The following is a 12,513-nucleotide window of genomic DNA, read 5'->3' as shown; positions in this document are numbered from 1 at the left end:
CAGAATGTAAGCAGTATTCATCCTGAGGAGATTTCCATGAGCAAAGCCACTGTTTCCGCATCCAAATCCGCTGCTGCGCAGAACGTCAACACCGGCGTCGACCACAGCGCAGACCTCGGCCACGGCAACAGCCCGGCCGCCTGGACCTGCGTGATCGTTATGCTGGTGGGCGCCCTCATTGCGTCCATCGCCTTTGTCATCGCCAGCACCCCCATCTTCATTGCCGGCGCGGCAGTCATGGTGATCGGCCTGCTGCTCGGCTGGATCATGCGGAAGGCCGGCTACGGCGTGGACGGCAGCAAGCTGAAGAACTCCGGCCACTAGCAGTGACTGTTCTCGATGACATCAATGCCGGTGCACGGGAGGACATGGAGGCCCGCCGGCGCCTGGTGTCCCTCGCTGAACTGAAGGACCGCGTCGAAGCGGAGGCGCCCGCGCGTGACGCTTGGGCAGCCCTCGGCGGCGGCGACTCGCCGCGGAACCACCTGAAGGTCATTGCCGAAATCAAGCGTCGCAGCCCCTCCAAGGGCGACCTGGCGAGCATCGCCGATCCGGCCGAGCTGGCGGTCCAGTACGCCGACGGCGGTGCGTCCGTGATCAGCGTGCTCACCGAGCAGCGCCGGTTCAGCGGCTCCCTCGCCGATTTCGACGCCGTCCGCAAAGCCGTGGATGTGCCGCTGCTGCGCAAGGACTTCACGGTCGACGAATACCAGATCTGGGAAGCACGTGCGCACGGGGCTGACCTGGTCCTGCTGATCGTCGCCTCGCTGACCGACGCGGAACTGCGCGACTTCAGCCAGCTCACCCGTGAGCTGGGGATGAACGCGCTGGTGGAGACGCACACGGCGGAAGAGATCGAGCGCGCCGTTGCGGCTGATGCCCGGATCATCGGCGTCAATGTCCGGAACCTCAAGACGCTCGACGTCGACCGTTCCGTTTTTGCCTCCCTCGCCGGCGGCATCCCCCCGGAAGCGGTCATCGTTGCCGAGTCCGGGGTCCGCGACGTGGACGACGTCAGGCATTACGCCGCGAGCGGCGCCAACGCCGTCCTCGTGGGCGAAGCGCTCGTGAGCGACGCAACCCCACGTGAGCGGATCGCCGAATTTACCGCTGCCGGGGCAGAAGCCATCGCAGCACGGGTCTGACGACCCGGGCGCCCCGGCATCAGTCTGCTGAAGCCGGGCGCCACCCGATTTTTCTTATGAACAGTGGAACAGGATGGTGAGACCGATGGTCGACGCGCCAACAACCGGCTCTGATGAGGGCACCGCGGACGCATTTCTGCAAGGAGACCGGTCCCTGCGCCACGCGCCGGGTCCGTATTTCGGCTCCTACGGCGGGCGCTGGATGCCCGAATCCCTTATCGCTGCCCTGGATGAGCTGGAAGACACATTCGAAAAGGCCAAGGCCGACCCGGAATTCGTCGCCCAGATCAAGGACCTGAACAAGAACTACTCAGGCCGGCCCTCGTTGCTGACGGAGGCGAAGCGCTTCGCGGAGCACGCCGGGGGAGTCCGCGTCTTCCTCAAGCGCGAGGACCTCAACCACACCGGTTCGCACAAGATCAACAACGTCCTGGGCCAGGCCCTGCTGGCCAAGCGCATGGGCAAGACCCGGGTGATCGCCGAGACCGGGGCCGGCCAGCACGGCGTGGCCAGCGCAACGGCCGCCGCCCTGCTGGGCCTCGAGTGCGTGGTGTACATGGGTGCCGAGGACTGCCGGCGCCAGGCGCTGAACGTGGCCCGGATGGAGCTCCTGGGCGCCACGGTCATTCCGGTAACGAGCGGCTCGCGGACCCTCAAAGATGCCATCAACGAGGCGCTCCGCGACTGGGTCGCGAACGTGGACCACACCCACTACCTGCTCGGCACGGCTGCCGGAGCCCACCCGTTCCCGGCGATGGTGCGGTACTTCCACGAGGTCATCGGCGAAGAAGCCCGGGCCCAGATCCTGGAACAGGCCGGCCGGCTGCCGGATGCCGTCTGCGCCTGCATCGGCGGCGGCTCCAACGCGATCGGCATCTTCCACGGCTTCCTGGACGATCCTTCGGTCCGGATTTACGGGTTCGAGGCCGGCGGCGACGGCGTGGAAACAGGCCGCCACGCCGCCACCATCAGCCTGGGCAAGCCGGGTGTGCTCCACGGTGCGCGCTCGTACCTGATGCAGGACGACGACGGGCAGACCATCGAGTCGCACTCCATCTCGGCGGGCCTGGACTATCCCGGCGTCGGCCCGGAGCACGCCTACCTTTCGGACATCGGCCGCGTCAGCTACGAACCCATCACCGACGCCGAAGCCATGGACGCCTTCCGGGTCCTGTGCCGGACCGAAGGCATCATCCCGGCCATCGAATCGGCCCACGCCCTGGCGGGCGCCATCAAGGTGGGCCAGCGCCTCGCGGCCGAGGCTGCCGCTGAAGGCCAGCCGGCGGACAGCAAGATCGTGATCGTAAACCTCTCCGGCCGCGGCGACAAGGACGTGGCCACGGCTGCTGAATGGTTCGACCTGCTGGACAAGGATTCTGTCGAGGCCGAGATCGGCAAAGAAGGGGAACAGCTGTGACCGGCGTTCAGGACATCACCAGCACCAGCAAATCGGCAGCGGCCATCGACAAGGCACGCGCCGAAGGGCGGGCCGCCCTCATCGGGTACCTGCCCGCCGGCTACCCGAGCGTGGAAGACACCATCGCAGCCGGCATCGCGCTGGCCGAGAACGGTGCCGACCTGATCGAAATCGGGATCCCCTACTCGGACCCGGTGATGGACGGACAGGTCATCCAGGCCGCCACCACCGAGGCCCTCGCCAAGGGTTTCCACGTCCGCCAGGTGTTCGACGTGGTCCGAGGCATCACCAGCAAGACCGACGCCGCCGTCCTGGTCATGACTTACTGGAACCCTGTAGTCCGGATGGGCGTGGACGAGTTCTCCCGCCAGCTGGCCGAGGCCGGGGGCGCCGGACTCATCACCCCGGACCTGATTCCCGATGAAGCCTCCGAATGGATGGCTGCCTCGGACAAGTACGGACTGGACCGGGTCTTCCTCGTCGCCCCGTCCTCCTCTCCGGAGCGCATGAAGCGCACGGTGGATGCCAGCAGGGGCTTCGTCTACGCAGTGTCCATCATGGGCGTCACCGGTGCCCGGAACTCCGTCAGCAGCGCAGCGGAAGGCGTCGTTGCCGCCGCGCATGCGGCAGGTGCCGAACGCGTATGCGTAGGCCTCGGAGTTTCCAACGCCGGGCAGGTCCGCGAGATCGCGGCCTACGCAGACGGGGTGATCGTGGGCACGGCACTCGTCGCAGCCATCCGCGACGGCGGCGTGGACGCTGTCGCCGCCCTGACCAAAGACCTCAGTACCGGCCTGACCAGGGAAGAAGCCTAACCAATGCAGACTGTCCTCCACGCGGCGGCCATGCTCCCCGCCAGCATTCCGAGCCCGGATTGGTCCGGGTTCGACATCCCGCTGCCGTGGGGGTCCCTGCGCATCCATGCTTACGCGCTGTGCATCCTGGCCGGAATCGTCGTTGGCCTGTGGCTGACGTCGGTCCGCTGGACCAGGCGCGGAACGCCGGAGGGCAGCCTGTGGGACATCGCCATCTGGGCGATCCCGTTCGGCATCATCGGCGGGCGCCTGTACCACGTGTTCTCTTCCCCGGACGCGTACTTCGGTCCCGGATTCGACGGCACGGGCGACCTGTCCCTGATTCCGCAGATCCAGCGCGGCGGACTGGGGATCTGGGGTGCCGTCCTGCTCGGCGCCGTGGGCGCCTGGATCGGTTGCCGCCGCGCAGGCGTCAAGCTGACCGCGTTCCTGGATGCCGCTGCTCCCGGGCTGCTGCTGGCCCAGGCTCTTGGACGCTGGGGCAACTACTTCAACCAGGAACTCTTCGGCGGCCCCACCACCCTTCCGTGGGGCCTCCAGATCGACGCCGACAATCCCAACTTTCCTGCGGGGATGCCGGCCGACACCCTGTTCCACCCGACGTTCCTGTATGAGTCCCTGTGGAACATCGCGGGCGTACTGATCCTGCTGGCACTGGACCGGAAGTTCAACTTCCGCCGCGGCCGACTGTTCTGGCTCTACGCCATGTACTACACCCTGGGCCGGGTGTGGATCGAGGCCATGCGGATCGACGATGCCGAACAGATCAGCCTGTTCGGAATTACCACCCGCCTCAATGTCTGGACCAGCATTTTCGTGTTCCTTGCGGCGCTGATCGTGTTCATCGTTCTCGGGCTCCGCAAGCGCGACGAGCCGGACACCCCGTACCTTGCCGGCCACGTTCCGGCCGTAACAGACGGCGACGCCGATGCCGACGGCGGCACCGGGGCCGACGAAGACGGTACCGCCGAGGCCGGGGACCGCGAAGACGACGAACTGGCAGCTGTTCCAGCGAACGGCAAAAGCATCCGGCATTCGGACAAGAGTGTCTCAGATAGTGGGTCCCGTGATAATCTCCCTGATAACCAAAGCGGTCCGGGGCACACTTCCGCCCCAACTGAAGCGGTGACGGAACCAACCGTCGGCACCAAGCCCGCCGAGGGCCCGCAGGCCGCCGGCGACTCCGCGCACCAGGACTCCGGATCCGCGCCGGGCACTGACCGCACCAAGTAGTCAGGGCCGGCAAACCGGGCAGCAGGGCTACCGCCCGCAGCGCCCGTTCCCACAGCGTCGTGGCACCAGGGCCCCCTCCCGTCAGCACAGAGCTGCCGCCGGGTCAAGCCCAGGTCAGGGCCTGCGTAACTGTTAGTTCAGCAGGCCGGGCTGACCTACAATTTCCAGTAAGTAACACTTTGTTGTGCCCATCACACAGGCACCGCGAGTGGGGCCAACGTTGTCCCTTCCATACGCTCGATCAGGAGGAAGGACGTCTCCCATGACCCAAACTCTTCACAGCCCCAGTTGGTCCGAACCGAACCAGCCGGCAGCTGCCATGTCGCCGTTCAAGCGGTTTGCGGCGCTGCCGGAAGCCGGCGGGCTCTACAACCCGGAGCAGGAGAAGGACGCCTGCGGCCTCGCCATCATTGCCACGCTCCGCGGGGAGCCCGGCTATGACATCGTCGACGCCGCCCTGACAGCCCTGCGCAACCTTGAGCACCGCGGCGCCGTGGGCGCCGACGAGGGGACGGGCGACGGCGCCGGACTGCTGATGCAGATCCCGGACGAGTTCTTCCGGGCCGTCACCGAGTTTGAGCTTCCTGCACCCGGTCAATACGTCGCCGGTACGGCATTCCTGCCAGCGGAGCAGCGCGAAGCCGATGCCGCCAAGGCCGGCATCGAAGGGCTCGCGGCTGATGAGGGCCTCACGGTCCTCGGCTGGCGTGAAGTCCCGATCGTGGCCGACCTCGTTGGCGCCATGGCGCGTGCCTGCATGCCGTACTTCTCGCAGCCGTTCTTTGCCTCCAGCACCGGGGAAGTGCTGGAGCGCAACGAACTGGACTCCCGGGCCTGGCGCATCCGCAAGCGCGCCCAGAACAAGTTCGGCGTGTACTTCCCGTCGCTGTCCTCCCGGACCATCGTCTACAAGGGCATGCTGACCACCGCACAGCTGGAGCCGTTCTACCCGGACCTTTCGGACAAGCGCTTCAAGACCAAGCTCGCGATCGTCCACTCGCGTTTCTCCACCAACACGTTCCCGTCATGGCCCCTGGCCCAGCCGTTCCGCACCATCGCCCACAACGGTGAAATCAACACCGTCAAGGGCAACCGGAACTGGATGCGTGCACGCCAGTCCCAGCTGGCCAACCCGCTGCTGGGTGATTCGCCCGAGGAGCTGTACCCCATCTGCACCCCGGGCGCCTCCGACTCGGCGTCGTTCGATGAAGTGGCCGAACTGCTGTGGCTTTCCGGACGCCCCATCACGCACTCGATCATGATGATGATCCCCGAGGCCTGGGAAAACCACGCCACGATGGATCCCGCCCGCAAGGCGTTCTACGAATACCACTCCCTGCTGATGGAACCGTGGGACGGCCCTGCCGCCGTCTCCTTCACCGACGGCAGCCTGGTGGGCGCAACGCTTGACCGCAACGGCTTGCGCCCCGGCCGCTACTGGATCACAGAAGACGGACTGGTGGTGTTTGCCTCGGAGGTGGGCGTCATCGACGTCGAACCTTCCAAGGTGGTCAAGAAGGGCCGCGTTTCCCCGGGCAAGATGTTCCTGGTGGACACCGAGGCCGGCCGGATCATCGACGATGAAGAGGTCAAGGCTGAAGTCGCCGCCGCCAACCCGTGGGCGGAGTGGGTCAAGGACAACCTGATCGACCTCAATGACCTGCCGGAACGCGAGCACGTGGTGCACACGGCCGCATCCGTGAACATCCGCCAGCGGACCTTCGGCTACACCACCGAAGAACTGAAGATCCTGCTGGGCCCGATGGCACGCACCGGTGCCGAGCCCCTCGGCGCCATGGGTTCGGACACTCCCGTGGCTGTGCTGTCCAAGCGCCCGAGGCTCCTCTTCGACTACTTTGTGCAGTCTTTCGCGCAGGTCACCAACCCGCCGCTGGACGCCATCCGCGAAGAGCTGGTCACCTCACTCATGTGCGCCATCGGCCCGAACGGCAACCTGCTGGACACCAAGCAGGTCCGGCAGCCGCAGGTTTCGCTGCCGTTCCCGGTGATCAACAACGACCAGCTCGCCAAGATCGCCAACATCGAAACCCCCGACGGCGACAGGGTCGCCATGAAGGTCCGCGGCCTGTACCGGCCCGAAGGCGGCGAAAACGCCCTGCGTGCCCGCCTGACGGAAATCTGCGAGCAGGTTTCCGGCGCCATCAACCGCGGCGTTCAGTATGTGGTGCTTTCGGACCGTGATTCGAACGCGCAGTGGGCGCCCATCCCGTCGCTGCTGCTGGTCAGCGCCGTACACCACCACCTGCTGCGCAGCGCCAACCGGACCAAGACCGCCTTGGTGGTCGAGGCCGGCGACGTCCGCGAGACGCACCACGTGGCAGTCCTGATCGGCTACGGTGCCTCCGCCGTGAACCCGTACCTGGCCATGGAATCCGTGGAGCAGCTCATCAGCAGCGGCGATGTTGTTGGCGTGACTCCGCAGGACGGCGTCTACAACCTGATCAAGGGCCTCGGCAAGGGCGTCCTGAAGATCATGTCCAAGATGGGCATCTCGACGGTTGCCTCCTACACCGGTGCGCAGACGTTCGAAGCCCTTGGCCTCGGCCAGGAACTAGTGGACGAATTCTTCGCCGGCACGCACTCCCAGCTCGGTGGCGTCGGACTCGACGTCATCGCCGCTGAAGTGTCCGCACGTCACCAGATGGCCTACCCGGAAGGCGGCATCGAGCAGCCGCACCGTCCGCTGCTGGGCGGCGGCGAATACCAGTGGCGCCGTGACGGCGAGCCGCACCTGTTCAACCCGGAGACCGTGTTCCGGCTGCAGCACGCCACGCGTGAACGCCGCTATGACATCTTCAAGCAGTACACCCGCGGCGTGGACGACCAGTCCGAGAACCTCATGACCCTCCGCGGCCTGCTGAAGTTCAAGACCGGTGCCCGTCCCGTGGTTCCGCTCGAAGAAGTGGAGCCCGTCTCCAGCATCGTCAAGCGCTTCTCCACCGGTGCGATGAGCTACGGGTCCATCTCGAAGGAAGCCCACGAAACACTCGCGATCGCCATGAACCGGCTGGGCGGCAAGTCCAACACCGGTGAAGGCGGCGAGGACGTTGACCGCCTGCTGGATCCCGAGCGCCGCTCGGCCGTCAAGCAGATCGCCTCGGGCCGCTTCGGCGTCACGAGCCTGTACCTGACCAACGCCGACGACATTCAGATCAAGATGGCGCAGGGCGCCAAGCCCGGCGAAGGCGGCCAGCTGATGGCGCAGAAGGTGTACCCCTGGGTTGCCCGCACGCGCCATTCAACCCCCGGCGTCGGACTCATTTCGCCGCCCCCGCACCACGACATCTACTCGATCGAAGACTTGGCGCAGCTGATCTACGATGCCAAGCGCGCCAATCCTTCGGCCCGGGTGCACGTCAAGCTCGTCTCCGAGGTGGGCATCGGCACAGTTGCCGCCGGTGTCACCAAGGCGAAGGCCGACGTCGTACTGGTTTCCGGTCACGACGGCGGTACCGGCGCCTCGCCGCTGAACTCGCTCAAGCATGCCGGTGTTCCGTGGGAACTGGGGCTCGCAGAGACCCAGCAGACCCTGATGCTCAACGGCCTGCGCGACCGCGTGGTGGTGCAGGTGGACGGGCAGCTGAAGACCGGCCGCGACGTCGTGATCGCCGCGCTGCTCGGCGGCGAGGAATTCGGGTTCGCCACGGCACCGCTGGTGGTGGAAGGCTGCATCATGATGCGCGTCTGCCACCTGGACACCTGCCCGGTGGGCGTTGCCACGCAGAATCCCGAGCTGCGGGCCCGCTTCAGCGGCAAGCCGGAGTTCGTGGTGAACTTCTTCGAGTTCCTCGCGGAGGAAGTCCGTGAGATCCTCTCCGAGCTCGGTTTCCGGAGCATCGAAGAGGCGATCGGCCACGCCGAGATGCTGGATACCCGTGAGGCGATCAACCACTGGAAGGCCGAAGGGCTGGACCTGGACCCGATCCTGCACGGACTCGAGTTCGACGACGACGCCCCGCTGCGCAACCTGACCGGCCAGAACCACGAGCTGGACAAGCACTTCGACCAGCGACTGATCACCATGGCCGCCGAGGCGCTGACAGACCGCAGCCCGGTGAAGATTGCGGTGGACGTCATCAACACGGACCGCTCCGTGGGCACCATGCTGGGCCACACCGTCACCAAGACGTTCGGTACGGACGTACTGGCGACGGACACGATCGACATCACGCTGACCGGCACTGCCGGCCAGTCACTGGGCGCCTTCCTGCCCGCCGGTATTACGCTGCGCATGTTCGGTGATTCGAACGACTACGTGGGCAAGGGTCTTTCCGGCGGCCGCATCATCGTCCGCCCGGACCGGACCAACGTGTTCCAGGCGGAGAGCAACGTGATCGCCGGCAACGTGATCGGTTACGGTGCCACCAGCGGCGAGATGTTCCTTCGGGGCCAGGTGGGCGAACGATTCCTGGTCCGCAACTCCGGCGCCACCGCGGTTGTCGAAGGCATCGGCGACCACGGCTGCGAGTACATGACCGGCGGCCAGACGCTGATCATTGGCCGCACGGGCCGTAACTTCGGTGCGGGCATGTCCGGCGGAACGGCCTACGTGCTGGACCTGCGGACCACCCGCGTGAACAAGCAGGCGCTGGAGTCCGGCGAACTGCAGCTGCGCGAACTGGACGCCGAGGACCGCGACATTGTCCACGGCCTGCTGGTCAAGCATGTTGAGGAAACCGAATCGCTGCACGCCGAGCGGTTGCTGGAAAACTTCGACGACACCGCAGCCCGCATTACCAAAGTCCTGCCGCGCGACTACGCGGCCGTATTGCAGACACGCCTTGACGCGATCGAAGAGGGCCTGGACCCCGATGGCGAAGAAGTATGGTCTCGAATCCTGGAGGTGACCGGTGGCTGATCCACGCGGATTTCTGAAAGTACGTCAGCGTGAAACCCAGCCGCGCCGTCCTGTTCCCGTCCGCATCATGGACTGGAAGGAAGTTTACGAGGCCCAGGAAAAGGGTGTCCTGAAGAGCCAGGCCGGCCGCTGCATGGACTGCGGCGTGCCGTTCTGCCACCAGGGCTGCCCGCTGGGCAACCTGATTCCCGAGTGGAACGACCTCGTGTGGCGGGACAAGGGTGAGGAAGCGATTGAGCGGCTGCATGCCACCAACAACTTCCCGGAGTTTACCGGCCGCCTTTGCCCGGCTCCCTGTGAGGCGTCCTGCGTGCTGGGGATCAACCAGCCTGCGGTGACCATCAAGCAGGTTGAGGTTTCCATCATCGATCAGGCTTTCGACAACGGCTGGGTCAATCCGCTGCCGCCGACCCGCCTGACGGGCAAGACCGTGGCAGTGGTGGGCTCCGGCCCGGCCGGCCTGGCCGTTGCCCAGCAGCTGACGCGTGTGGGTCACACCGTTGCGGTGTACGAGCGCGACGACAAGATCGGCGGGCTCCTGCGCTACGGCATCCCCGACTTCAAGATGGAGAAGGAACAGGTTGACCGCCGCCTTGAGCAGATGAAGGCCGAAGGCACCCGTTTCCGGACCGGAGTCGCTGTTGGTACTGACGTGACCTGGGAGCAGCTCCGTCGGCGTTACGACGCCGTGGTGGTTGCCACCGGTGCCACCGTGCCGCGCGACCTGCCCATTCCGGGCCGCGAGCTCGAAGGCGTCCACTTCGCCATGGATTACCTCGTTCCCGCCAACCGCGTGGTGGCGGGGGAGCAGGTGGAGAACCAGATCCATGCCAAGGGCAAGCACGTGGTAATCCTGGGCGGCGGAGACACGGGGGCCGACTGCCTCGGTACCGCGCATCGCCACGGCGCCGCGTCTGTGACCACACTGGCGATCGGCAAGCAGCCGTCCGTGGAACGCACCCCGAACCAGCCCTGGCCCACTTTCCCCACGCTTTTCGAGGTGGCGAGTGCGCACGAAGAGGGCGGCGAGCGGACATACCTGGCCTCCACGGTGGAGTTCGTTGGCGAAAACGGCAAGCTCACCGGCGTTAAGGTTGCTGAGACCGAATTCGTGGACGGCAAGCGGCTTCCCAAGGCCGGCACCGAGCGGATCATTCCCGCGGACCTGGTGTTCCTGTCCCTGGGCTTCACCGGTGCGGAACCTGCCGGCATCACCGATCAGGTCCACGCCGAATTCGATGGCCGCGGGAACGTGGCGCGTGACGGCTACTACATGACCAACACCGAGGGTGTGTTCGTTGCCGGTGACGCCGGCCGCGGCCAGTCGCTCATCGTGTGGGCCATCGCCGAAGGCCGTGCCTGCGCCGCGGCGGTAGACAAATTCCTGATGGGAACCACGATCCTGCCTGCCCCGGTTGCCCCAACCGACCGGGCGATCGCCGTTCTCTAGTCACAAACGGGGGACCACGGAAGTTCACCTGCGGTACAACTCCATTCCAGAAACAGACCAATAGGGTAGGTATATGAGACGCGCAAAAATCGTGGCAACGTTCGGACCGGCTATTTCCAGCTTCGAGAACACCCTCGCAGTTGTTGAAGCCGGCGTGGATGTTGCCCGCATGAACATGAGCCACGGCGACTACTCGGTACACGACGTGACGTACGAGAACGTCCGCCGGGCCTCGAAGCAGCTCGGCAAGCCCGTGGCCATCATGGCTGACCTCCAAGGCCCCAAGATCCGCCTGGGCCGCTTTGTTGACGGCCCGCACGAGCTGGCTGTCGGCGACATCTTCACCATCACCACCGAAGACGTCCCGGGCACCAAGGACATCTGCTCCACCACGCTCAAGAGCCTGACCGACGACGTCAACGTCGGCGATGCGCTGCTGATCGACGACGGCAAGGTCGCCCTGCGGGCGCTTGAGGTCGACGACGTCAAGGTGGTCGCCCAGGTGACTGTCGGCGGCATGGTTTCCAACAACAAGGGCATCAACCTGCCCGGTGTTGCCGTCAACGTCCCCGCCCTGAGCGAAAAGGACGAGGACGATCTGCGCTGGGCCATGCGCCGCGGCGTGGACATGGTTGCCCTTTCCTTCGTGCGTGACGCCTCGGACATCAAGCGCGTCCACGAAATCATGGACGAAGAGGGACGCCGCGTGCCCGTGATCGCGAAGATCGAGAAGCCGCAGGCTGTTGACCAGCTCCACGAGATCATCGATGCGTTTGACGCCATCATGGTGGCCCGTGGCGACCTCGGCGTGGAGCTGCCCCTCGAAGAGGTGCCGATCGTCCAGAAGCGAGCCATCGAACTGGCCCGCCGCTGGGCCAAACCGGTCATCGTGGCCACCCAGGTGCTTGAGTCCATGATCGACAACCCGCGCCCCACCCGTGCGGAGGCTTCGGACTGCGCCAACGCAGTGCTCGACGGCGCCGACGCAGTGATGCTCTCCGGCGAGACGAGCGTGGGCAAGTACCCGATCGAAACCGTCAAGGTCATGGCCCGGATCATCGAATCCACCGAGGTCCACGGCCTCGAGCGGGTCCCCCCGCTGGGCACCAAGCCCAAGACCCGTGGCGGCGCCATCACCCGCGCCGCCGTCGAGATCGCCGACCAGCTGGATGCCAAGTACATCTGTGCATTCACCCAGTCCGGTGACTCGGCACGCCGCCTTTCCCGGCTGCGTCCGGTCCGGCCGGTCTTCGCGTTCACTCCGGTGGAGCACGTGTGGAACCAGCTTGCACTGACCTGGGGCATCCAGCCGGTCCTGGTTCCCATGGTGGACCACACCGACGAAATGACCGCCCAGGTGGACCGCAGCCTGCTGGAACTGAACCTGGTGGAAGACGGCGACCTGGTGGTCATCGCTGCCGGTTCCCCTCCCGGAAAGGCCGGTTCGACCAACTCGCTGAAGGTGCACAAGGTGGGCGACCTGACCGACACCGGCCGCTCCGGTGAAGGCGTCAGCAACAAGGAAAAGCTCGGTCCCTGGCCGGAAAAGAAGAAGAAGGCCTAGTATGTCCCCT

The 12,513-nt window shown here is 65.8% G+C and carries 8 protein-coding genes; all 8 read left to right on the top strand.

What is annotated here, in order from left to right:
• The first annotated feature begins 36 nt into the window (after positions 1–36).
• Positions 37–324: an HGxxPAAW family protein gene (locus tag ACFVWT_RS17295; protein ID WP_011691546.1), complete on the top strand. Its 288-nt coding sequence runs from the start codon at positions 37–39 to the stop codon at positions 322–324.
• Positions 325–326: 2 nt separating this feature from the next.
• Positions 327–1,145 carry an indole-3-glycerol phosphate synthase TrpC gene (gene trpC / locus ACFVWT_RS17290; RefSeq protein WP_390249977.1) on the top strand — a complete coding sequence of 273 codons (819 nt, stop codon included), beginning with the start codon at positions 327–329 and terminating at the stop codon, positions 1,143–1,145.
• An 85-nt stretch (positions 1,146–1,230) separates the two neighbouring features.
• The gene (gene trpB, locus ACFVWT_RS17285) at positions 1,231–2,562 is read left to right on the top strand and encodes a tryptophan synthase subunit beta (protein WP_390249975.1); all 1,332 of its coding nucleotides are present in this window, start codon (positions 1,231–1,233) and stop codon (positions 2,560–2,562) included.
• Positions 2,559–3,377: a tryptophan synthase subunit alpha gene (gene trpA / locus ACFVWT_RS17280; RefSeq protein WP_390249973.1), complete on the top strand. Its 819-nt coding sequence runs from the start codon at positions 2,559–2,561 to the stop codon at positions 3,375–3,377. Before trpB ends, trpA begins: the two co-directional genes overlap by 4 nt.
• 3 nt (positions 3,378–3,380) lie before the next feature.
• Positions 3,381–4,610, top strand: a complete 1,230-nt coding sequence (gene lgt, locus ACFVWT_RS17275; protein ID WP_390249971.1) for a prolipoprotein diacylglyceryl transferase — start codon at positions 3,381–3,383, stop codon at positions 4,608–4,610.
• A 262-nt stretch (positions 4,611–4,872) separates the two neighbouring features.
• On the top strand, positions 4,873–9,489 hold the full coding sequence (gene gltB / locus ACFVWT_RS17270; protein ID WP_390249969.1) for a glutamate synthase large subunit: 4,617 nt from the start codon (positions 4,873–4,875) through the stop codon (positions 9,487–9,489).
• Complete coding sequence (locus ACFVWT_RS17265; RefSeq protein WP_390249967.1) at positions 9,482–10,939, top strand: glutamate synthase subunit beta; 1,458 nt, start codon at positions 9,482–9,484, stop codon at positions 10,937–10,939. Before gltB ends, ACFVWT_RS17265 begins: the two co-directional genes overlap by 8 nt.
• A 73-nt stretch (positions 10,940–11,012) precedes the next feature.
• Complete coding sequence (gene pyk / locus ACFVWT_RS17260; RefSeq protein WP_390249965.1) at positions 11,013–12,503, top strand: pyruvate kinase; 1,491 nt, start codon at positions 11,013–11,015, stop codon at positions 12,501–12,503.
• Positions 12,504–12,513 lie beyond the last annotated feature (10 nt).

This window comes from Arthrobacter sp. NPDC058288 (assembly GCF_042880995.1).
Classification (GTDB): domain Bacteria; phylum Actinomycetota; class Actinomycetes; order Actinomycetales; family Micrococcaceae; genus Arthrobacter.
Note: the sequence above shows the minus strand (reverse complement) of the source record. Positions and strands in the feature narration are given on the sequence as shown.

What these genes read in the sequence shown, in the direction of transcription:
- lgt (WP_390249971.1), top strand. Translation starts at nt 3,381, where the DNA reads ATGCAGACTGTCCTCCACGCGGCGGCCATGCTCCCCGCCAGCATTCCG.
- ACFVWT_RS17295 (WP_011691546.1), top strand. Translation starts at nt 37, where the DNA reads ATGAGCAAAGCCACTGTTTCCGCATCCAAATCCGCTGCTGCGCAGAAC.
- trpB (WP_390249975.1), top strand. Translation starts at nt 1,231, where the DNA reads ATGGTCGACGCGCCAACAACCGGCTCTGATGAGGGCACCGCGGACGCA.
- pyk (WP_390249965.1), top strand. Translation starts at nt 11,013, where the DNA reads ATGAGACGCGCAAAAATCGTGGCAACGTTCGGACCGGCTATTTCCAGC.
- gltB (WP_390249969.1), top strand. Translation starts at nt 4,873, where the DNA reads ATGACCCAAACTCTTCACAGCCCCAGTTGGTCCGAACCGAACCAGCCG.